This window comes from Nostoc sp. MS1 (assembly GCF_019976755.1).
Classification (GTDB): Bacteria; Cyanobacteriota; Cyanobacteriia; order Cyanobacteriales; family Nostocaceae; genus Trichormus.
This window is the reverse complement of sequence record NZ_AP023441.1, coordinates 351,304-374,771: the sequence shown is the minus strand read 5'-3', so window position 1 is coordinate 374,771 and position 23,468 is coordinate 351,304. Positions and strand designations below refer to the sequence as shown.

The following is a 23,468-nucleotide window of genomic DNA, read 5'->3' as shown; positions in this document are numbered from 1 at the left end:
GATTGCATTAATACCAATTCAATTGTAAGGGCGTACAGTGCGCCCCTACAGTGAGTGGGAAAGCAGTAAGATATTCAAATCATTAAGTACCTCTACACCTTGAACCTTACCAGTTTTTAGGGGTGTTTTTTTATTGACCCACTCATGATTAATATAAGAAAGTTAATTTACCCGTGGCGATATCTGTTCCTCAGCTTATGCTGTTTACTCTTAATAACTGCCTGTAATACTCTAGCTCCTAATACACAATCAGATAATAAATCTCTCAAAGTAGCTACAGACCCGACTTTTATTCCCTTTGAGTTTCAAACGCCGCAAGGTGAATTGGTAGGTTTTGAGATTGATTTGATGAGGGCGATCGCACAAGCAGTAGGTTTAACTGTAAACTTTGAAAGTCTGCCTTTTGATGGTATGATTTCCACCCTACAAGCCAAAAGAGTTGATGCTGCTATTAGTGGAATTACCATTACCAAAGAACGCCTGAAAACCATCGCCTTTTCCCGCCCCTATTTTAAAGCTGGACTAGCAATTACTGTGCGCGAAGACAACCAAGATATTAAAGATTTTAATAGCCTTCAAGAGAAAAAAATTGGTGTACAAATCGGTTCCACAGGCGCTGATTTTGCTAAGACTATCCCGAATGCGAAAATAATTACATATAATTCCGGCCCAGATTTTTTTCAAGACCTACACAATGGTAATATTGATGCAGTTATTAGTGATGCTTTCGCTACTTTATATGCAGTGAAAAATGGTAATCTCAAAGGTCTTAAAGTTGTTGCAGATTTACTGACTGAAGAATATTATGGCATTGCTACGCCTCAAAATTCTCCTCATTTGGATGCTATTAACAAAGGTATAGATATCGTCTTATCTAATGGTACTTACAAACAGATTTACCAAAAATGGTTTAACGTCGAACCATCTCAATTACCAGTAGAATTGCCACTTAAGTAATTAGTATTCCTAAATCAAAGTATGCTTGACAAATATTTCATCCTTACAGAATTGTACATAATAAACATCTGGGTTACGCAGATTGGCCCATTCTGAATAACCTATGTGCTGATCAAAATGCTTTAACATCAGCGTCATCAAATTACCATGTGTGACAATAACGCTTGTGTTTATAGGTTGTTTTAATACTTCATGGACTACAGCAACTCCACGGTTCATTGCAGTATGACTTGATTCACCACCCACAAAACAAAGATCCAGATTGCTAAATGTCTCCTCTAAGCTTTTACGCCAATTATCAAGCGGTGTCGGACTCAACACACGTTCTATAAGTCGATGATCTATCTCAATCTCTAAACCCAGGTAATTTGCAAGCGGGACAATGGATTGATAAGCTCTTACGTAGGGACTAGAAATAATTCGCTCTATTCCGGTATCACGCAATAAATCTACCAACAGCTTTGCTTGTGCTTGTCCCTCTGTCGTCAAAGGTGCATCAGGATTCTTTCCAGTTGCTTGGCAATGTCTGACCAGATATAAGGTTTTATTCATGCTAAGTTTTTAAGTTTTTCTGACCAAGCAATGATTTTTAATTGCATGAATTGTAATTCAGGTATGGGTGTGCTTCACACTGAGAGTATTTGTTTTAAAGAATCAGCTACCCTTTGACGCTCATAAGCATTAAGTTGCTGATTTTGTACTAGTTCTAGTAGTATTTGTTCTGCTCGGTCTTGATGATTGAGTTTTAACAAATTCTCAATAGCCCACTGACGTTCATAAGAATCAAGTTGCTGGCTTTGTACCAGTTCTAGTAGTACTTGTGCTGCTTGGTCTTGATGATTGAGTTTTAATAAATTGTTAATAGCCCACCGACGTTCATAAGCATTAAGTTGCTGGCTTTGTAACAGTTCTAGCAGTATTTGTGCTGCTTGGTCTTGATGATTGAGTTTTAACAAATTCTCAAGAGCTGACTGACGTTCATAAGAATCAAGTTGCTGGCTTTGTACCAGTTCTAGCAGTACTTGTGCTGCTTGGTCTTGAAAGTGGTTGAGTTCTCCTAGACTCTCAGCTGCCCATCGGCGCTCACTAGCATCAAGTTGCTGGTTTTGCGCCAGTTCTAGTAGTACTTGTGCTACTTGGTCTTGGAAGTAGTTGAGTTTTCTTAAATTCTTGGCTGCCCATCGGCGCTCACTAGCATCAAGTTGCTGGTTTTGTGCCAATTCTAGTAGTACTTGTGCTGCTTGGTCTTGAAAGTAGTTGAGTTTTCCTAAATTCTCGGCCGTCTGTCGGCGCTCGCTAGCATCAAGTTGCTGGTTTTGCGCCAGTTCTAGTAGTACTTGTGCTGCTTGGTCTTGAAAGTAGTTGAGTTTTCCTAAATTCTCGGCCGCCTGTCGGCGCTCACTAGCATCAAGTTGCTGGTTTTGCGCCAGTTCTAGTAGTACTTGTGCTGCTTGGTCTTGAAAGTAGTTGAGTTTTCCTAAATTCTCGGCCGCCTGTCGGCGCTCACTAGCATCAAGTTGCTGGTTTTGCGCCAGTTCTAGTAGTACTTGTGCTGCTTGGTCTTGAAAGTAGTTGAGTTTTCCTAAATTCTCGGCCGCCTGTCGGCGCTCACTAGCATCAAGTTGCTGGTTTTGCGCCAGTTCTAGTAGTACTTGTGCTGCTTGGTCTTGAAAGTAGTTGAGTTTTCCTAAATTCTCGGCCGCCTGTCGGCGTTCACTAGCATCAAGTTGCTGGTTTTGTGCTAGTTCTAGTAGTACTTGTGCTGCTTGGTCTTGATGATTGAGTTCTAACCAAATATCGATAGTTCTTCGGTACTCGTAAGAATTAATTTGGCTAGTTTTTAACAGTTCTAGCAGTACTTGTAGTGCTTGCTCTTGATGATTGAGTTCTAACAAACTTTGAATAGCCCACCGACGTTCATAAGAACCAAATTGTCTAGTTTTTAACAGTTTTAGTAGTACTTGTACGGCTTGGTCTTCGCGCTTGAGTTCTATCAAACTCTCAACAGTCCGTCGGCACTCATAAGAATCAAGTTGCTGGTTTTGGACTAGTTCTAGTAGTACTTGTGCTGCATCGTCTTCACGCTTCAGTTTTCCTAGACTTTCGGCTGCCCATCGGCGCTGATTCGCTCCAAGCTGCTGGTTTTGTGCCAGTTCTAGTAGTACTTGTGCTGCATTGTCTTCACGCTTAAGTTCTCCCAGACTTTCGGCTGCCCATCGGCGCTCATTGGCCTCAAGTTGCTGGTTTTGTGCCAGTTCTAGTAGTAATTGTGCAGCATCGTCTTCACGCTGAAGTTTTCCCAGACTTTCGGCTGCTTGTCGGCGCTCATTGGCCTCAAGTTGCTGGTTTTGTGCCAGTTCTAGTAGTACTTGTACTGCATCGTCTTCACACTTAAGTTCTCCCAAACTTTCGGCTGCCCATCGGCGCTCATTCGCCTCACGTTGTTGGTTTTGTGCTAATTCTAGTAAACCTTTAATCGCATACTCATTTCCCTCAAGTTTTGAGAGAGCAGCGAAAGCATTTTTCCTTTCCCAGGAAATAGTTTTATCACAGGCAATAGCTAACAGCTCATCTACGGCTTGACGACGCACATCCATAGCCACATCTACGCGGTCAGCCAATGCACGGGCGACCAAATATAGATGACGGTGGAGTACTGGCTCAAATTTATCACTCTTGCCCGCTTCTAAAATCTGTTGTACTAGCTCAGTAGCAGCCTCATCATATCTATTCAAGCTACCTAGCAGTAATAAGATGACTTCTTGCCAGTGAGCATTGTGCAAGTGTTCTTTAATTGCTTCCCAAATCGCCCCTGTCTTGTTAATATATCGCCTTTCAATGTCGCAGGCAGCTAAATACTCTTGAAATGTTAAGTGCGGGAAACTGAAAACTCCCTCACCTATTTCTATCAAAAGTCCTGTACGCCCTTTAATCAGTGACACAAAAGCTTTTGCTTCATCAAGCGCCGTGTCATGGTCATCGGCAAGTCCCAAGTTTTTGTTCTGCTGTAAAAATCCGGCTAACATGAGTTCCAGTGTGCCTTTTTTGACTTTTTGCACCTGTCCTGGTTCTTCAGCTCTTGTATGCAGCTCATAAGCTAATTGCTCTAGTAGCCGTCGCCGCCCTTTATAAAAGGGACGTTGCTTTTCTTCAATTGTCAATCCTTTAACCTTCTCCCAGGTTTCCACTAAAGCAGTTACACACTTGTCATAGAGTTTAACTCGCTCGTTTGGCAGTTCAGCTTCAATACGGTGTACTAAGGTAATAATTGTCAATAATAGGGGGTTACGGGCTAGACTTTGAATCCGAGGTTCATCCTGTATGGTGTTGATGAGTGTATTAATCTGCGTTTTACGCTGTACTTCGTCAGGTTCTCGCTTCGTGTACCATTTGGTTACAAAATCACGAATATCATCATCTTGAAGTTCAGAAATAGTATAGTGGATGAAATCACGACGATTGAGCGGAGCTTCTTGATAACCTACTATCCGTGAGGTAACAATATAGTGGTTGCCAGGGAAGCGATTAGCCAAGGCTATTACAGCGTCGCAAATTTTAGCGCGATTTCCTGCCGAGCCAACCTCATCTAATCCATCGAGACAGACTATACAAAGTTTTTCATCCAAAGCTGTCTGAAAAAATCTGGGAGGGATTTTTTTAAGTCCTAAATTTTCGTAGCTATAGGTGCAGAAGTAGTCGATTAAGCCATAGTCTAAATTGCGAATAGAAGCCTCAGCCTCGAATGCACGCAGAGACACAAATATTGGTAACAAAGGCATTCCATTTGCTGTTTTTAGCCCTAGTTCTGTTTCTGCTCTTCCTTCTGCACAAATAACTGTTAAATGCTTGAGTAGTGTTGTCTTGCCTGCACCTGGATCACCTAAAATTACCATATACGAAGCCTCTTTAAAAGCTTCGTCTAAAAGTATTTCTTCTCGACTCCGGGTTTGTTGTTTTTCTACTAGCTGTTTGTGTTCTTCTGTTGAACTATCTTCTTGCACATCTACACTATTGCTTTCTCGACTGGCTCGCAGACGCACAAAGATATCTTTAATTGTGATTGGTGATGAATCTTTCAATTCGGGAATACCCACAAATCCTAATTCACGATTCATTACCGCTACTTGCTGGCGATATTGCTCCTCATTATCGTAGTCTTCAGGGGATAGTTTACCAGAAATTTCTTTCAAAGTTAGGGTCTGTTCATACTGGCTACGCAGGATCTCGTGTTGAATTAAGAGCGATTTGTAAGGTTCTAGATCAAGTAAAGCAGAGCGTAGTTTCTTAAAAAAGATTGATAAAATAAGAGTTACTGTTTCTGATGTGGTGGCAGCTTCAGCATATATTGCTTGTCTGTAGCCGAGATACTTGCTTAATAACTTTGTCAGACTATCAATATCAGGAGTATCAGAAAACAGCATTATTTTAGCTGCCTCTTCCGCCACTCTAGGGCGAACATCTTGGAAATCTGGATCATCGATCAATTTCAAGACCTGTTCTGCCTTTTGAAAGTCGTCAGTTTCTTTAATTGTCTGCTGGCGGGCAGTAGCTACAGCTTGGGCAAAAACTTCACTGCGCTTACTCTCTTCATCTTTGCCTACCCGACGGCGGATACTTTCCTGAAGACCTGCCTTTGCTGGTTCCCAAGCTGACTCAACGATTTTCGTCACAATTGCCTCGACTGCTTTAAAAAGCAGAAAACCAAGAGTGAGTGTATCCGCCATTTATTTATACTCCCTAGAGAAGTAATAGCTAACAACTTTCTATTAAGTCTGCTCAAGTGTTTTTCAACAAGTAAGTAACTTTTTACTTATAGAAAAACAGATTGAAGGTTATTAATTTTACAATGTAACACAATAATTCATGTTAAAACAATAAATACTTAAGTACAATTAAAAAGGCTAAAAGTCGATAGAGTTATAGTATTTTAATTCAAGAGCCTGAATCAGCGTGGTAAATAAAAGCTGATAATAAATGAATTAGGAAGCTTTTTATGCAAATACAAACCGTTGGTATTTTCAGCCCTGGTGATATGGGAGGCGCGATCGCCTCGGTACTCCATCAAAATGGGTTAAGAACTGTGGCGGCGCTGGATGATAGGAGTGAAAGGACACAGCAATTAGCGGCTGCGGTGCAGGTGGAGAATGTCGGCTCACTGCAAAACCTCGTGAGCGAATCTGATGTCATACTTTCTGTATTAGTACCATCAGCAGCTACACAAGCAGCTAAACAGGTAGCACAGGCTATTCAACAACTAGGTAAAAGTGTTGTCTACGCAGATTGTAATGCGATCGCACCTGATAGAGTCAAGGAAATCGCCACAATTATCGAGGGTGCAGGCGGACAGTTTGTTGATGCTTCAATTATCGGCCCGCCTCCCCACGTACCCAACCGCACCCGTATCTACGCCTCTGGTAAGCAAGCCGAAACCCTTGCACAACTACGTGACTATGGTTTGGATGTTCGCGTGATTGGGGATGAAATTGGGCAAGCGTCCGGGTTGAAAATGTGTTATGCTGCCCTCACCAAAGGATTAACAGCGATCGCTACAGAATTACTAATTGCTGCCCATCGTCTAGATTTAGAAGATGTATTGTGGCAAGAATTATCTACTAGTCAAAAGGAATTATTCGATATCCTCCAGCGTTCCATCCCGGCCATGACACCAAAAGCACACCGTTGGATAGGAGAAATGGAAGAAATAGCAGCTACCTTTGGTGCAGTTGGTTTAACAGAAAGCACTTTTACCGGAGCCGCAGATATTTATCGCTTTGTGAAAGATACGCCTTTGGGTAAGGAAACACCAGAAGAACGCGATCGCGATCGTTCTTTTGCTGATGTTATTGCTATCCTTTCGCAATAACTTAGTATGTCTTGCTGTTGACACTTAACTGTTAACTGTCAACGAAAGTCCTTTTCTATGCTGATTAGAAAAGATTTTCAAGCCGTGTAAAGCATTTCTTAAAAATAAGCAGTTCAAGGCTTCACTATGTGAGGCTGCGCCAGCACCGACGCGGTTCCCGTCGAGTTACAATTGCACCAATCCACAGAACTTTTCGCAGAAAGCAATCTGAAAATGCTTTACGCTGGAAACTAGATCACAACGATGGCAACCCTTTATGACACAAAACGGCTCTAATAAACTAGAGCGGCTTGAAGCTATGCTCACAACTCACGCCCAAATGTTGAATCAGCTAACACCACTGATAGCACAAGTCGCACAGATAGCTACGAATACATCAGAGACACTGGGCCGCCATAATGAAGTGCTTGCCCAGCTTGAAGAACAAACTCGCCAAAACATCATACAACAAGCTACCAATACTCAGGCGATCGCTCAGTTAACCGAAGATGTTGCCAGCTTGACTGATGTAGTGACAAACGCCATAGAAATTCTTGAGAGCGACAGGGAAGCTTTTAGAGAAGAAATTCGGCGTATTTGGGAATATTTATTAAGGTCAGGCAATGGTAGCGTATAGGTGCTGACATTGGGCTTTTATAGCAGAGTTTCAATTCGTAGAAATATTTCGCCAGTCTTTTGTGCTTTGCTAACTATACAAACAAAACAAATATTATTGCTTAGGAAAATGTTTTTGCAATAACAATAACCATGCTTGGACAGCAGATTTTAATTTTGCTTTTTTAGCATCTTTAATACCTATTCTTTGATAAATTTCTGTACGCTATATTGTCAATGTTCTGATGTACCGACTCAAAATAAACTAAGCAATAGAGAATTAATATGTCAGACGATTTAAAGGGAAAAGTGGCGCTGATTACAGGTGCAAACAAAGGCATTGGGTACGAAATTGCACGCCAACTGGGTTCCAGAGGTGCTACTGTTATCATTGGCGCAAGAAATATAGAACGTGGCACTGAAGCATCAAATCAGCTTCTTTCCCATCAAATTGATGCACGTGCAGTTCAACTTAATGTTACTGACCAAAAAACAATCGATTCCACTGCATCCCAAATTGACGGTGAATTTGGAAAACTAGATATCCTTGTCAACAATGCAGGAATTGCCATAGACCGAGTTCCACCAAGCCAATTAGATATTGAAACACTAAGGCAGACTTACGAAACAAATGTTTTTGGTGTGTTTGCCGTTACCAAAGCGATGTTACCTCTGTTGAAGAAATCACCAGCCGGGCGAATTGTGAATATATCTAGTGGTTTAGCTTCACTTACTCAAAATTCTGACCCAAATTACGAGTTTGCTGATATGAAATTGCTTGCTTATAACTCATCAAAGACAGCAGTAAATGCCTTTACAGTATTGTTTGCTGCTGAGTTAAAAGATACCCCTATCAAAGTTAATGCGGCTGATCCTGGTTTCACAGCTACAGATATTAATCAATACCGAGGTTATCGCACTGTTGAGCAGGGAGCGACGGCTGCTGTCCAATTGGCTACCCTACCTGATGATGGTGTTAGTGGTGGGTTCTTTGATGAGAATGGTGTAGTTCCTTGGTAATTTAGTTTCCTATGGTGGGTTTCCCGCCGTAGGTACTAGACTCACTGCATAGGTAGAGGCGAAAAGCTAAGTTTTTTAAATTTGAGTGGGCAGGTTTTTCCTGTGGGGAAGCAGTTTCTCACCACGGATTTAGTTTAAGTTTTTCTAAAATCGGTTAATGTAGTAATGTAGATTATATTGTGTAGTACGTGTAGGGAGAAAATATGACTGAGTTTGTTTTTGTCGAGGTTACTTTGACTATTTCTCACCAAACTACACAAAGCACAGTCTTATAGGAATGAATTGTAATTCCTCTGTGTAGCTCTGTGTAGCACAAGCCACACATATTGAGGATAATACCAGTGAATTTAGACAATTTGGGCTGGAGTGACTTTTTTGCTCACAGCTTTACAGCCTATGCCAAAAAAGGATTTAGTGTTGCTAGGGTAGCGATCGCTTACCGAGACACTTTCATTTTATATGGTGAACAGGGTGAACTAACAGCAGAAGTTGCAGGTAAATTTCGCCATCAGTCTGTTAAAGGAGAAGATTTTCCGGCTGTTGGAGATTGGGTTGTAATACAGGTACAAGATACCCAGGCTACTATCCATGAAATTTTACCAAGAAAAAGCAAGTTTTCTCGTAAGACAGTAGGCACTAAAACAGCAGAACAAATTGTTGCTGCTAACGTAGATACTGTATTTCTAGTTTCGGGCTTGGATAAAGATTTTAATCCTAGACGCATAGAACGCTATCTAATTTTGGCTTGGGAAAGTGGTACAAACCCAGTAATTGTTTTAAATAAAGCAGACTTGTGTAACTGTTTAAACGATTACTTAGCCCAAATAGAAACAGTTGCGCTTGGTGTACCCATTGTTGTTTTAAGTGCTACTAATGGGCAAGGATTGGAGGCTTTACAAGCATATTTGCAACCAGGACAAACAGTAGCTTTATTGGGTTCTTCTGGTGTGGGAAAATCTACCATTACCAACCAACTCAAAGAGGAGACAGTGCAAGCTGTCCAACCTGTTAGAGCTAGTGATCATCGGGGTAGGCACACAACTACTCATCGTGAATTAATTTTACTGCCTGATGGTGGTTTAATTATTGATACTCCAGGAATGCGGGAAATCCAAATTTGGGCAAGTGAAGCAAGTTTGCAAGGCACTTTTGCAGACATCGACGCTTTAGCTCAGGAATGTCGCTTCCGTGATTGTCAGCATCTGCATGAGCCAGATTGTGCTGTACAGCAAGCTGTGGTATCGGGAAAACTGGATTACTCGCGGCTTTTGAGTTACCAAAAATTGCAAAAAGAATTAAGTTATCTGGTGCGCAAACAAGATCAACAGGCACATTTAGTTGAGAAAGAACGTTGGAAGAAAATCCATAAAGCTATGCGAAACCATCACAAACGTTAACTTCTGCAAAAAGGGTATCTCAAAATCAGGCGTTGCTCAATCAAAATGTGAATCATGCGATCGCTCTAATTCATATTTCTATTCTGCAACGCCTAAAAAAACTACAGATGACTTTTTACTGTGTTAGAGTCCTTTCAATTCGGCGGTCGGGAATGAGCCACATAATCGCCACCAGAACGTAGAATATACAGGCTAACCATGAGTTCACAAAAGCCAAGGGAATTGCCACTGCATACAAAATGACAGATATCTTACCTTTGAAATCTTCAGCAACGGCGATCGCTAATGTAGATTCTTGTCCGTGATGAGCAATCAGGGTGCGGGTAAGGATATAGTAAGCAATCGCTGCAAATAACAATACCACACCATACAGTGCAACGGGTAAGGCAGTGAAGTGGTTCTCGCCCATCCAAGCGGTAACAAAGGGAATTAATGACAACCAAAATAATAGATGCAGATTAGCCCAAAGAATCCGACCATTTACGTGGCGGACGGCTTGTAGTAAGTGATGATGGTTGTTCCAGTAGATACCCACAAAAATAAAACTGAGTATATAGCTGAGGAATACTGGTATAAGTGGACGCAGTGCCGCCCAATTATCACCATGCGGTACTTTTAGTTCCAGCACCATAATAGTGATGATAATAGCAAGCACGCCGTCACTGAATGCTTCTAATCTACCCTTCCCCATCTGTGTACACTCCTTTGCTGCTAATCCAATCTGGTTGTGTAACTGTTGTTGACGGAAATAGTTTATTTTGTAAGCTACTCAGCATCATACAGGCTAGGTACTCATTTTAGAAGATGTAATTAGGGGTAAATATTATAACTTGACTGAGGAAACTCTACTTGTAACAAAATCTGTAACAGCAACAGTATTTGACAGTTTACTCGGTTAGATTAGGGAGAAATTTATGGGTAATCCCCGTATATAGGGGTAATTTTGCTTAAAGATACACGGGACTATCAAATTCTCTTTTTGGGTTTATTTCTGGTTTTGGGAATTGGCACAAGAGACTGGACATTGCATCCAGAATTTATCGCTGTGGCGATCGCTTTTTGTTTATCAACCCAGTGGCTATTATCATCTGTCAAGGGTTTTTGGTCATTTGATAATAATCAAGAACAACAGCCCAGCATAAATCTGCGTAGCGCCTTGATTACATCGCTAGGACTCAGTTTGTTATTACGCACAGACCATTGGATAACTATGGCATTAGCAGCCGTCAGTGCGATCGCCAGTAAATTTTTCTTAAAAATTGGCGATAAACATTTCTTCAATCCTGCCAATTTTGGCATTATCTCTGCTTTAACTCTCACATCTAATGCGTGGGTATCCCCAGGACAGTGGGGTGAGGAGTGGTGGTACTGCTTAGTTTTCGTCGGGACTGGTGGTTTAATTCTGCGAAAAATAGGTCGTTGGGATACTACAGTCGCTTTTTTAGGTTCCTACTCCCTATTAGAAGCCATACGTAACCTTTGGTTGGGTTGGACTTGGGACGTATATTGGCATCGTTTAATGAGTGGTTCATTACTGTTGTTTGCCCTGTTTATGGTAACTGACCCACGCTCAATTCCCAACGCCAAAATCGGCCGTGTAGTTTGGGCTGTCTGCATTGCTTGCTTAACTTTTATTTTACGAAATTATTTCTTCCTTTCCACAGCCGTTTTCTGGTCACTATTCGCTCTAGCACCCTTGACTATTTTCCTAGATTATCTCTGGTCTTCTCCCAGATTTTCTTGGTTAGGAGAAGGTAGGAGGCAGGAGGCAGAAGGCAGAAGGCAGGAGGACGATGAGGGGGATGAGGGAGAGGGGGGAGACAAGGGAGAAATTCCTACTCATAACTCAACACGCGCTAAATGCGCCGCTTCCGCTAACAGCACTCAGCACTCATCACTCAGCACTTTAATTACAGAGGTATAAAATGAAGCAATTTAGACTTATCATTTCATTATTTGTATTATCTATAGGCGTTTTATGTTTTGCGCCGACAGCTTGGGCTTTTTGTGGATTTTATGTAGCCAAGGCTGATAGTAAATTATACAATCAAGCATCTCAGGTGGTGATAGCGCGGGATGGCGATCGCACTGTCTTGACTATGGCTAATGACTTTAAAGGCGAAGTCAAAGATTTTGCTATGGTTGTACCTGTACCCACAGTTATACAAAAAGAGCAAGTGCGCGTTGCTCAACCGAAAATTATCGAGCGATTAGATGCTTTTAGCGCCCCACGCTTAGTAGAATATTTTGACTCTGATCCTTGCGCTCCACAATACAGGGATAGACTATATGAAGCAGTACCAGCACCAGCAGCGAGAATTAGTGGAGCAACTAGAGGTGATAATGCAAACTTGGGCGTTACCATTGAAGCAAAATTTAATGTAGGTGAATACGAAATTTTAATTTTGAGTGCTAAAGAATCAGGTGGACTAGAAACTTGGCTAAATCGTAATGGTTACAAAATTCCTAGAGGAGCAAAACAATTACTTCAGCCTTATATTCGCTCTCGCATGAAATTTTTTGTTGCTAAAGTTAACCTTGATAAATTTGAGCAATCTGGCTATGAATTTCTGCGTCCACTACAGATTTCATATCAATCACCTAAATTCATGCTACCCATTCGCTTGGGCATGATGAATGCTAACACTGCTCAAGATTTAATAGTTTATATCCTTTCACCTCAAGGACAAGCAGAAATTACTAACTATCGCACAGTAAAGGTTCCTTCCGATACAAATATTCCTGTGTTTGTCAAAAATGAATTTAGTGATTTCTACAAATCTATGTTCCAAACTGCCTACCTTAAAGAAGACAGGAAAGTGGCTTTCTTGGAATATGCTTGGGATATGAGTAGTTGCGATCCTTGTTCAGCAGAACCTCTCAATCAAGAAGAACTCAAGCAAGCTGGTGTATTTTGGTTAGATAATGATACCAACGATAACTTTCTAGCACCTAATATTCGTCGTCCGTTTCCGCGTAGTAGCGTGTTCATTACCCGGCTGCATATTCGCTACAGCCGCGACAAATTCCCAGAAGACCCAATGTTTCAAACAACCTCTAGCCGCGAGTCTTTTCAAGGGAGATACATTTTGCAGCATCCCTTTACTGGGGAACTCAATTGCCAAGCTAGTAGAGAATACAAGCGGTCTTTACCCAAACGATTTGAACAAGAAGCGCAAACTCTAGCAAAACTAACTAACTGGAATATCCAAGATATTCGGAAAAAAATGAAGTTGAGTTTAGGTAATCTCAATTATTCCTGGTGGGAAAATTTCTTGGCTTGGCTTGGATTGTAAACGCAAATGAGGATTTATACTTAACTTCCACAGGAATCCAACGAAGATAGTAGATAATAGAGGCGATTGCTTAAGTTTAAGAGAACTGAGCGATCGCCTGCTTATTTTCCTAAAACAAAGAATTTATTCATCCTTTCAGCTACCATAAAATAGTACAAAAAACAAATTTATTATGAATCCTTTACCACCAGAGCCAAACCCACAGGAATTAAAATCAGAAAGTATCAAAATAGTAATTATGCGCTTTAGTGCTGGTGCATTAACTGGAGCCTTAATTGCAGCCGTATATTGGAGTTATGCTGATTGGTTTGGAACTTCACAATCCTTAACCATAAACATAATTGGCAGTTTAACTCTGGCACTTGTTTGTGGGTTTTTCACCTATAAATGGGGATATAAGATGATAGATATTTTGTTGAGTTCCCTACATTTAGATTGAGGTAAATAAAGCTTCCAATCTCTCTAACCTCTGTGTTTCTGTACCTATGTAGTTAGCTGATACAACATTTTAATCTAGATAGCCCACTACTTAAGATTTACTTTATAAATAATCTCTAAAGCACTTTAGTGCTGACTACAAACTCATGAAAACAGTTTGGACTCATACCTACCCGATTGACATGAGGTGGCAATACACGCTACATCATGAGTCAAACACTAAAATTTAGAAGATGGAAAATTTGTTAAATTACAGACTTCATCAGTATAAGGAGGGGTGGAAATGGATGGTAGCTTGATTGTGTCGAACATCCTCAATCCGCCGATCCTGTTTTTCTTTTTGGGAATGGTTGCTGTTTTTGTTAAGTCGGATTTGGAAATTCCCGCGCCTATACCTAAAGCATTATCTCTGTATTTGCTGTTTGCGATAGGTTTTAAAGGGGGTGTAGAACTAATCAAAAGTGGTGTGACTCAGGATGTGGTGTTGACACTTCTGGCGGCGATGCTGATGGCTTGTGCAGTGCCAATTTACACCTTTTTCATTTTAAAACTAAAACTAGATACTTATGATGCAGCGGCGATCGCAGCTACCTATGGTTCCATCAGTGCCGTCACCTTCATCACTGCTAGCACATTTTTGGGTCAACTGGGCATTAATTTCGATGGTTACATGGTAGCAGCCTTAGCTTTAATGGAATCCCCCGCCATCATCGTTGGTTTAATATTAGTTAATCTTTTTAGCGTAGACGAAAAGCGCGAATTTGCCTGGAAAGATGTTTTGCAAGAAGCCTTTTTGAATAGTTCAGTCTTTTTGTTAATTGGTAGCCTAATAATTGGCTTCTTAACAGGAGAACACGGTTGGCAAGTTTTAGAACCCTTCACCCAAGGATTATTTTATGGCGCTCTTACCTTCTTTCTTTTAGATATGGGACTAGTAGCCGCTAGAAGAATTAAAGACTTGCAAAAAACCGGGTTTTTCCTCATTTTATTTGCCATACTAATTCCCATACTCAATGCAGGCATTGGTTTACTAATTGCCAAATTCATTGGTATGCCTCCAGGAGACACTCTATTATTTGCCGTACTGTGTGCTAGTGCCTCTTATATTGCCGTCCCAGCCGCTATGCGGTTAACTGTTCCAGAAGCTAACCCCAGCCTGTATGTTTCCACCGCTTTAGCAGTAACATTTCCGTTCAATATTATTGTGGGCATTCCTTTATATCAGTACGGTATTAACTTATTTTGGAAGTAATAATATGCACTTAGTTAAAAAGATAGAAATTATTGCCAATGCTTTTGAATTGAGCAAAATTTTAGCAGGATTAGATAAATCAGGTGTACAAGGTCACGCCGTCATCCGTAATGTTGAAGGTAAAGGATTACGTGGCACAACAGAAGATTTAGATACCATAATGGTTGATAACGTTTATATCATCGCTTTCTGTCAGCCTGAATTTGTCAAACCAGTAGTGGAAAACATCAAACCAATTCTCAATAAATTTGGCGGTACTTGTTACATTTCCGATGTGATGGAAGTTCGCTCTGTTAAATGCGTTGCATCTTTATAAATTAAGATAACAACCGCCGCCAAGAAAGTTGGTTTGTAGAATTATCCCAATGCCAGCGTAATAAATTCGCAGCTTGATCTTGTATAATTCCTGGTAAACCTATTGCTTTTCTTGGCGCATCCGTAGCTAGAGCGATCGCAGTTTCAACGTCACAAATTCCCCACTTCACCAAGTTCTCCACCCCCACCAATAACGGTAAAGTCGTTCCCGATAATGTACCGTCTGGTAGCCTTGCTGTACCTTGTTTTACTTCTATCTGCCGAGTATCCCAAGGATACACCCCATCCGGTAGCCCAAGGGGGGCGAGGGCATCACTCACCAGAAACAACCCTGGAGTAGCACGCAAAAGTATTTGCAACATAATAGGTGAAACATGTTGCCCATCAGCAATAAATCCACACATAACATGAGGATTAGTAATTGCCGCCCCCAAAAGTCCCGGTTCACGGTGATGTAGAGGCGGCATAGCATTGAAGGCATGAGTTACCATCGTCGCACCCAAGGCAAAAGCATCTTGGGCTTGATTCGCTGTGGCTTGAGAATGTCCTAAACTGACAGTTATTCCCAAAGAACGTAAATATGGGATCACTTCGCCAGTGGTGTCTAACTCCGGTGCTAGGGTGATAACTTTGACAACATGGGCATAATCTCCCAAAACTCGTTTAACTTCATCTATTGTCAGAGGTAATAAGTATTCTGCTGGGTGAGCGCCCCGCTTCTGGTAGTTCAAAAATGGGCCTTCCAGATGTATGCCCAAGATTTGGGAACCTAGTTGAGCAGTCGAGATAAAATCAGCAATGACAGCAAGCGATCGCTGAATATTTTCCACTGAAGTTGTCACCAATGTAGGCAAAAACCCATCTACGCCCACATTCCATAAGAAATCACATATTTTACTCAATAAATGGGCATTATCCGCCGCTAAATCAGGAAATGCCAAACCCAAAGCACCATTAATTTGCAAATCAACCCCACCCAAAGAAACCCAATCCCCAGCCACATCCAATACTTGTAAATCTGATGGCGGAACCCTTTTGAATACAGTTCCCATCGGCAAAATTTGTTCAATTATCCCAGCCTGATTTACCAAAAGCATCTGTAAACCCTGGTAGCCGGTAACTTTAGCGTTAATTATGTCGATAGTCATTGGTCATTAGTCCATAGTCATTAGTCAACAGTCAACAGTTGTTCTCCCTGATCTCCCTCACTCCCCACTCCCTATGAGATGCTAGATGGGTGAAAGAAAATTGGAATTTTGAATTAATTATGGCTCCTTTGGTTGGCATTATTATGGGCAGTGATTCAGATTTGCCCACGATGAAAGAGGCGATCGCAATTTGCGATGAGTTTGGTGTAGAAAATGAAGTGGCGATCGTTTCTGCCCATCGCACACCAGAACGCATGGTGGAATATGCCCAGCAGGCGCACCATCGAGGTATTAAAGTAATTATTGCAGGTGCGGGTGGTGCAGCTCATCTCCCCGGTATGGTAGCCTCTCTCACCCCCCTACCTGTAATTGGTGTCCCAGTGGCTACCAGAAACTTACAAGGCGTAGATTCTCTATACTCGATTGTACAAATGCCTGCGGGTATCCCTGTCGCTACGGTGGCGATCGGTAATGCTAAAAATGCTGGACTATTAGCAATACAGATACTCGCCACCCAGCAGCCAGAATTACTAACCAAAGTCCAACAGTACCGTCAAAACTTGTCAGCCTCAGTCATGGCAAAGCAAGCCAAGCTAGAACAGTTAGGCTATCAACAGTATTTACAGCAAGAACTTTCTTAAAGGAGATGAGGGAGTGGGGGAAGATGTAGCTTGCTTCTCTAACGTTCTCTACGAGACGCTAACGCGAACGCGTAGCGTGTCGGAGACAGACGCTACGCGCTCGCGCAGCGTATCTGCAGGATTCACCCGTAGGGTGGAGAATGAGGAAGCAGAAGAGCAGAGGAGAATAGCTTTTGACTATGGACTAATGACTAATTACTAATGACCAAATTTATTAAAACTTAATAGTTTTATAGCTAAGTAGAGCTAATTATAGTGAATTGCTGACTTGGCGTGGCATTGAAGTAGTTTATTTGACTTTTAATAACTAAAAAAATCTCTGTCAAGTATAAAAATTGTAGCTCAGAATACAGAATTAATGTTTAAGTAACTAGAAAATCAATCAAATTTATTTACAAGCGAGTTGAATTTCAACTTTTAGAACAGGAGTTACTTGCATAATTCCTGCAATTTGCGTTTTGAGTTATGAGCATTATTAAACAGAGTTGATTTTGGGAGTAATTGGGTAATCTTCGGCGAAATTTCGTTTAATTTACCTCATTAAACTGGTTGACTTGAGGCAGCATGATTCTAACCACCATTTAAGTTATGAAAACAATAGCAGATAATATTTTATCTTGATTAAAGAGTTAATGAAGAATATATAATTATGTGCCAAATAACATATGATAAATAATTTATTCAGGATTAAAGGAATAAATATTTACAAAAGCACCTTTAATTTCTTAAACTTTTAATTGGATCAATTAAATCGACAATGTGTGAACGAGTGGTTTTAAAGGAAAATTATCTTAGCCACTGTGTAGAAATAGAGGTGTTAGTTTTTCTATTCACTTGTATATTTCCCTGTTTAAGCTAGTTGGAGGGTTAGTTTTCACAACCATGTACAAACAGAAATCAAGGGCAAACAATAGGCGTTCTTCTGCAAGAAATTACGCTCAGAATAGACAATCTAGCTCAACAAACAAGATATCTAATCTAGTAAAACGACTCTCTCCTACTTGGCAAGCCTGCATACCTCTAGCTTGTTTAATTGTTTTAGGTTGGAGTTATGTGGCAGTTGCCCAAGCCCCAGCAGGGCCAACAACGGCAGATTTGAAAGTGGCACTTGATACTCTTTGGGTAGCGATCGCCGCTTTTTTAGTATTCTTTATGAATGCTGGTTTTTGTATGTTAGAAACCGGCTTCTGCCGTCAGAAGAATGCTGTTAACGTTCTAGCAAAAAACCTGATTGTATTTGCCTTATCGACCGTAGCATTTTGGGCAATTGGTTTTGGCTTAATGTTCGGCGATGGTAATGATTTCATCGGTTGGAACGGATTTTTCCTAGCTGGGGCAGATAACAGCCCTGCAATAGGAACCGATTACAAAGGTGTGTTTAGTGCGCTGAACTGGACAGGCGTACCTTTAGCCGCCAAGTTCTTATTCCAGCTAGTGTTTGCTGGAACCGCAGCCACAATTGTTTCTGGTGCAGTCGCAGAAAGAATTAAATTTGTAGACTTTTTAATTTTCAGCCTTCTACTCGTCGGTATTGCTTACCCCATCACCGGACATTGGATTTGGGGCGCTGGCTGGTTAGCTGACCTTGGGTTTTGGGATTTTGCTGGTTCTACAGTAGTACACTCTGTTGGTGGCTGGGCAGCTTTGATGGGTGCAGCCTTCCTTGGCCCCCGTATTGGCAGATATCAAAATAAGCAAGTTGTGGCTTTACCCGGTCACAACATGAGTATTGCTACCTTGGGTTGCTTAATTCTGTGGTTGGGTTGGTTTGGTTTTAACCCTGGTTCTGTGATGGCTGCTGACCCCAATGCCATTACTCATATTGCCTTGACAACTAACATGGCTGGTGCAGTTGGTGGGATTGCTGCTACTGTTACAGCTTGGGTGTACTTAGGTAAACCAGACCTGTCAATGATTATCAACGGCATTTTAGCCGGTTTGGTTGGTATTACCGCCTCCTGTGCTTATGTCAGCGTTCCCAGTTCCATAGTTATTGGCTTAATCGCCGGCATTTTAGTTGTTTTCTCTGTACCATTTTTCGATAAACTCGGCATTGATGACCCTGTAGGTGCTACTTCAGTTCACCTAGTTTGTGGTATTTGGGGTACTTTAGCTGTTGGTCTATTTTCCGTCGGCCCTGGTGGTTATTCTTGGATGGTTGACGCAGCTGGTAGCAAAGTCGGCCCACATGGCTTATTTGTTGGCGGTGGTTTTAACTCATTAATTGCCCAAGTAATTGGTGTTCTCTCTGTTGGTGGAATTACCGTTCTCCTCAGCACTGTCTTTTGGCTAGCACTGAAAGCCACTTTAGGTATTAGAGTTACCAGAGAAGAAGAACTGGAAGGATTGGATATTGGTGAACACGGTATGGAAGCCTACAGTGGATTCCTCAAAGAAGCTAGTTCCGATGGCTTTACAGAAGGTAAATCATCTGGTGAATACTCGAAAGGTGAAGATTTCTCAACTACTTAATCAATCTTTTCGTTAGAAGCTCATAAACCTGGTTTTCCCAAAACCAGGCTTTTCCCTATTAGTTCAATATTAGCAACAGCATAATCTATTGACTAAAGACACCCCCAGAAGAATTATTTTTTGATTAAATTTTATGGAAAGATTAATCTGGGTAGCTTGTAAGACAAATATCTTAAGCTAAAAGCATTGAAATGTAACTAAGTATACAAGGTTACTAGTCATCTGGGAGAAAGAAATTAACGTGTTTAAGAAAGTTTTGATCGTTGGGGTAGCTACTCTAGTACTTTTAGGATGGCCAATAATGGGCTATGCTTTTGCCCAAACCCCCGCAACTACTCCACCGCCTGCTGATACTGGGGATACAGCATTTATGTTGATATCAGCAGCGTTAGTCCTACTTATGACACCAGGATTAGCATTCTTTTACGGTGGTTTTGTGCGATCGCGCAATATTCTCAATACATTGATGATGAGTTTTGTATTGATGGCGATTGTAGGTGTTACCTGGGTTTTATGGGGTTATAGTTTATCATTTGCCCCAGGCTTACCATTTATTGGTGGCTTACAGTGGTTTGGATTGAATGGTGTGGGGCTAGAAACCACAGGTTATCTCCAAGGTTCAGCTCCAGCAGAGGTAGTTTCCTATGCCCCAACAATTCCCCATCAGGCATTCATGATTTATCAAGCCATGTTTGCCATTATCACCCCAGCCTTAATCTCTGGTGCGATCGCCGAAAGGATGAGCTTCCGTGCCTATTCTTTATTTGTGTTGCTGTGGTCAACCTTTGTTTACACACCACTAGCTCATATGGTATGGGGAAAAGGTGGATTTTTAGGTTTAGCTGGTGGCTTAGGTGCGCTCGATTTTGCAGGCGGTACAGTTGTTCACATTAGCTCAGGTGTATCGGCCCTTGTTGCGGCGATCGTCTTAGGCCCTCGCAAAACCTATCCAGACCGCCTCACCCCTCCCCACAACGTCCCATTTATTTTGTTAGGTGCTGGCTTACTCTGGTTTGGTTGGTTTGGCTTCAACGCAGGAAGTGCCTTATCTATAGCTAGTAGTACTTCTGGTAACTTAATCACCAACCCGGCGACAACAGCCTTTGTTGCTACTAACACCGCAGCCGCCGCCGCCGCTTTAATGTGGTTAATTTTAGAAGCATGGTTACGCGGTAAACCCACTGCCGTAGGTGCAGCCACAGGGGCAGTAGCAGGCTTAGTAGGTATTACCCCAGCCGCCGGATTTGTCACACCATTAGCCGCAATTTTGATTGGTTTTATCACCGCTTTCGTTTGCTTCTACGCCGTCAGTTTCAAACATAAGCTAAATATTGATGATGCCTTAGATACCTATCCAGTACATGGTGTTGGTGGTACAGTCGGGGCCATCCTCACCGCCGTCTTTGCCACTGCCGAAGTAAACTCAGCAGGTAAAAACGGTGTACTCAAGGGTAATTTTGCTGAACTAGGTGTAGAACTAGTCGCAATTCTTATTGCTTACGTAATCGCCGCAGTTGGCACTTGGGTAATTCTCAAGATTATTGATGCTACCGTTGGCTTACGAGTCAAAGAAGAAGCCGAATACCAAGGACTAGACATCAACGAACACGGAGAAGAAGGATACAACTCCGAGTTTAGCGATCGCATTGTGCAGTAGTCCATAGTCCACAGTCCATAGTTCAGAACTCTGTTGACTAATGACTGTTGACTAATGACTAATGACTAATGACTCATCCCGATTTAAAATCTGAGTCAAATCATTGGTAGATGTCGCTAGTCGTGTCAACTGCAAAACACTTTCCTGTTTGGGCTTTTTTCTCGCTCATATCCAACGGCATACTGATGCTGGCGGTCATCCTGCTCATTTGGCAAAAGCAGAGATTGACCGTCTTTTCTAATGAACCTGCATCAGTTCCAGCCAACCAAGCCCAAACCGCTACCCCAGAGTTAGGCCCCCGCCACCAACTCAATTATCAACAGTGGCTAGAGATTCTCAAACAGGAAGCCAACGTCGCTGCTGAAAAACGTCCCCCGCGCTTAAGCATATTAGCGGGGGATTCTTTGAGTTTGTGGTTTCCGGTGGAATTATTACCAGAGGATAGAAATTGGCTCAATCAGGGAATTTCAGGTGAAACCAGCCGTGGGCTATTGCAAAGATTGAGTTTGTTTGACAAGACTCAGCCGGATACAATCTTTGTCATGATTGGCATTAATGACTTAATTCGCGGTGTTAGTGATGATGTCATCTTAGATAATCATCGACAGATTCTTCGTTACCTACGAAAAACTCACCCCAAAACAAAGATTTTTCTCCAATCGATTTTGCCTCATGGTGGAGAGGAAGCGACTTGGGAAGGACGAGAAAAACTTTTAGCTATTCCCAACAGCCGTATTCAGAAATTAAATCAGCAATTACAAAGTATCGCTACCAGACAAGGGGTTAAATACATGGATTTATACCCCTTGTTTATCAATCAAAAAGGCAATATTCGCCAAGAATTTAGCAGCGATGGCTTACACCTCAGCCCCGCAGGTTACGTAGTTTGGCGCACCGCGTTGCAAGTTTATCAGCAGGAAGCGGGGAGTGGGGAGTAGGGAGTGGGGAGCGGGGGGAGATGGGGAAGTAGGGGAGAAAAAACAACTGTCAACTGTCAACTGTCAACTGCCTCCTTCCCAAATGTCCTCATAGCGCGAGAGAATCAAAAAGAGAAGATATTAACAAATACAACAATGGATACAAAAACTTTTAAGCGTAACTTACAACATTCAGAAAATTACAACCGTAAAGGCTTTGGACATCAGGCGGAAGTCGCTACCCAATTGCAGTCTGAGTATCAGAGTAGCTTAATTCAGGAAATACGCGATCGCAACTACACTCTGCAAAGGGGTGATGTCACTATCCGCCTAGCCCAAGCCTTTGGTTTTTGCTGGGGTGTGGAACGCGCCGTAGCGATGGCTTACGAAACTCGCAAGCATTTTCCCACAGAACGAATTTGGATTACCAATGAAATTATTCATAATCCCTCGGTAAACCAACGTATGCAGGAGATGCAGGTACAATTCGTACCTATTGAAGCTGGGAAGAAAGACTTTTCTGTCGTTGCTAATAATGATGTAGTAATTCTCCCTGCCTTTGGTGCTAGTGTTCAAGAAATGCAGCTATTGAGCGATAAAGGATGCAAAATTGTTGATACAACTTGTCCTTGGGTATCGAAAGTTTGGAATACAGTAGAAAAGCATAAAAAAGGTGACTATACCTCAATTATTCACGGTAAATATAAGCATGAAGAAACTGTTGCCACTAGTTCCTTCGCTGGCAAATATTTAATTGTCTTAAACTTAAAAGAAGCCCAATATGTGGCTGATTATATTTTGCACGGTGGTAACAGAGAAGAATTTCTGCAAAAATTTGCTAAAGCTTGTTCAGCAGGATTTGATCCTGATACAGATTTAGAAAGAGTTGGTATTGCTAATCAAACAACAATGCTCAAAGGTGAAACTGAGCAAATTGGTAAACTATTTGAACATACCATGCTACAAAAGTATGGGCCAGTGGAATTAAATCAGCATTTTCAAAGTTTTAATACTATCTGTGACGCTACTCAAGAACGTCAAGATGCGATGTTAGAATTAGTGCAAGAAAAGGTTGATTTAATGATAGTAATTGGTGGTTTTAATTCATCTAATACTACTCAATTACAACAAATCGCCCAAGAACGTGGGTTGCCTTCTTACCATATCGATAGTGTTGAGAGAATTAAATCAAGAAATGCCATTGAACATCGGCAATTAAATGGTGAGTTAGTAACTACAGAAAACTGGCTACCAGCAGGACAAATTGTTGTCGGTGTTACTTCCGGTGCTTCTACACCAGATAAGGTAGTAGAAGATGTGATTGAGAAAATCTTTACTTTGAAAGCAGCAACACCAGTAGCTTAAACGCTGATAAATCAAACCAGAAAAATTTTAGAGGTTGTTAAACAACCTCTAAGGTTAGGCATTTTAGGCTGTCATAAAATATTGATTCATCAGTATTTATAGGCGGTTAATTATTTTTATCTAAAACGTATTGCTA

19 protein-coding genes are annotated in these 23,468 nt (G+C 41.5%); 15 read left to right on the top strand and 4 right to left on the bottom strand.

Annotated features, from left to right (window positions below; genetic code table 11):
* Positions 1–144: 144 nt before the first annotated feature.
* On the top strand, positions 145–957 hold the full coding sequence (locus NSMS1_RS01560) for a basic amino acid ABC transporter substrate-binding protein (RefSeq protein WP_224090367.1): 813 nt from the start codon (positions 145–147) through the stop codon (positions 955–957).
* Between the two features lie 9 nt (positions 958–966).
* Here the strand turns inward: NSMS1_RS01560 and NSMS1_RS01555 are convergent, their stop codons facing one another.
* Entirely contained in the window at positions 967–1,509 is a 543-nt protein-coding gene (locus tag NSMS1_RS01555; protein ID WP_224090365.1) for a histidine phosphatase family protein, read from the bottom strand.
* A gap of 74 nt (positions 1,510–1,583) precedes the next feature.
* Positions 1,584–5,681: an NACHT domain-containing protein gene (locus NSMS1_RS01550; protein WP_224090363.1), complete on the bottom strand. Its 4,098-nt coding sequence runs from the start codon at positions 5,679–5,681 to the stop codon at positions 1,584–1,586.
* Between the two features lie 269 nt (positions 5,682–5,950).
* Here NSMS1_RS01550 and NSMS1_RS01545 point away from each other — a divergent pair, with 269 nt between their 5' ends.
* The 4 genes from NSMS1_RS01545 to rsgA all read left to right on the top strand — a co-directional run bounded on the left by NSMS1_RS01545 (position 5,951) and on the right by rsgA (position 9,831).
* Complete coding sequence (locus NSMS1_RS01545; RefSeq protein ID WP_224090357.1) at positions 5,951–6,820, top strand: NAD(P)-dependent oxidoreductase; 870 nt, start codon at positions 5,951–5,953, stop codon at positions 6,818–6,820.
* Between the two features lie 256 nt (positions 6,821–7,076).
* Entirely contained in the window at positions 7,077–7,436 is a 360-nt protein-coding gene (locus NSMS1_RS01540) for a hypothetical protein (protein WP_224090356.1), read from the top strand.
* A gap of 263 nt (positions 7,437–7,699) precedes the next feature.
* Complete coding sequence (locus NSMS1_RS01535) at positions 7,700–8,434, top strand: SDR family oxidoreductase (protein ID WP_224090354.1); 735 nt, start codon at positions 7,700–7,702, stop codon at positions 8,432–8,434.
* A 341-nt stretch (positions 8,435–8,775) separates the two neighbouring features.
* Positions 8,776–9,831, top strand: a complete 1,056-nt coding sequence (gene rsgA / locus NSMS1_RS01530; RefSeq protein WP_224090352.1) for a ribosome small subunit-dependent GTPase A — start codon at positions 8,776–8,778, stop codon at positions 9,829–9,831.
* Between the two features lie 115 nt (positions 9,832–9,946).
* Here rsgA and NSMS1_RS01525 read toward each other — a convergent pair whose 3' ends face one another.
* Entirely contained in the window at positions 9,947–10,522 is a 576-nt protein-coding gene (locus NSMS1_RS01525) for a TMEM175 family protein (protein WP_224090351.1), read from the bottom strand.
* Between the two features lie 249 nt (positions 10,523–10,771).
* On the opposite strand from NSMS1_RS01525, the gene NSMS1_RS01520 reads away from it, so the two are divergent.
* The 5 genes from NSMS1_RS01520 (at position 10,772) to NSMS1_RS01500 (ending at position 15,133) form a co-directional block, all read left to right on the top strand.
* Positions 10,772–11,755 carry an RnfABCDGE type electron transport complex subunit D gene (locus tag NSMS1_RS01520; protein WP_224095419.1) on the top strand — a complete coding sequence of 328 codons (984 nt, stop codon included), beginning with the start codon at positions 10,772–10,774 and terminating at the stop codon, positions 11,753–11,755.
* A 1-nt stretch (position 11,756) separates the two neighbouring features.
* The gene (locus NSMS1_RS01515) at positions 11,757–13,127 is read left to right on the top strand and encodes a DUF2330 domain-containing protein (RefSeq protein ID WP_224090350.1); all 1,371 of its coding nucleotides are present in this window, start codon (positions 11,757–11,759) and stop codon (positions 13,125–13,127) included.
* Positions 13,128–13,299: 172 nt separating this feature from the next.
* Positions 13,300–13,566: a hypothetical protein gene (locus NSMS1_RS01510; RefSeq protein WP_224090349.1), complete on the top strand. Its 267-nt coding sequence runs from the start codon at positions 13,300–13,302 to the stop codon at positions 13,564–13,566.
* 282 nt (positions 13,567–13,848) lie between these two features.
* Entirely contained in the window at positions 13,849–14,817 is a 969-nt protein-coding gene (locus tag NSMS1_RS01505) for a sodium-dependent bicarbonate transport family permease (RefSeq protein ID WP_224090348.1), read from the top strand.
* 4 nt (positions 14,818–14,821) lie between these two features.
* Positions 14,822–15,133 carry a P-II family nitrogen regulator gene (locus NSMS1_RS01500; protein WP_224090347.1) on the top strand — a complete coding sequence of 104 codons (312 nt, stop codon included), beginning with the start codon at positions 14,822–14,824 and terminating at the stop codon, positions 15,131–15,133.
* A 1-nt stretch (position 15,134) separates the two neighbouring features.
* Here NSMS1_RS01500 and nagA read toward each other — a convergent pair whose 3' ends face one another.
* Positions 15,135–16,280, bottom strand: a complete 1,146-nt coding sequence (gene nagA / locus NSMS1_RS01495; protein ID WP_224090346.1) for an N-acetylglucosamine-6-phosphate deacetylase — start codon at positions 16,278–16,280, stop codon at positions 15,135–15,137.
* 119 nt (positions 16,281–16,399) lie between these two features.
* Between nagA and purE the strand changes: the two genes are divergently transcribed.
* The 5 genes from purE to NSMS1_RS01470 all read left to right on the top strand — a co-directional run bounded on the left by purE (position 16,400) and on the right by NSMS1_RS01470 (position 23,332).
* Complete coding sequence (purE, locus tag NSMS1_RS01490; RefSeq protein ID WP_224090345.1) at positions 16,400–16,921, top strand: 5-(carboxyamino)imidazole ribonucleotide mutase; 522 nt, start codon at positions 16,400–16,402, stop codon at positions 16,919–16,921.
* Between the two features lie 882 nt (positions 16,922–17,803).
* Entirely contained in the window at positions 17,804–19,393 is a 1,590-nt protein-coding gene (locus tag NSMS1_RS01485; protein WP_224090343.1) for an ammonium transporter, read from the top strand.
* A 241-nt stretch (positions 19,394–19,634) separates the two neighbouring features.
* Positions 19,635–21,050 (top strand): ammonium transporter, encoded by a 1,416-nt coding sequence (locus NSMS1_RS01480; protein WP_317986564.1) that lies wholly within the window; start codon positions 19,635–19,637, stop codon positions 21,048–21,050.
* Positions 21,051–21,235: 185 nt separating this feature from the next.
* A complete protein-coding gene (locus tag NSMS1_RS01475) occupies positions 21,236–21,988 on the top strand; it encodes an SGNH/GDSL hydrolase family protein (RefSeq protein WP_317986606.1) in 753 nt (250 codons plus the stop codon).
* Positions 21,989–22,123: 135 nt separating this feature from the next.
* Positions 22,124–23,332, top strand: coding sequence for a 4-hydroxy-3-methylbut-2-enyl diphosphate reductase (locus NSMS1_RS01470; RefSeq protein WP_224090339.1), 1,209 nt, complete (start codon positions 22,124–22,126; stop codon positions 23,330–23,332).
* Positions 23,333–23,468 lie beyond the last annotated feature (136 nt).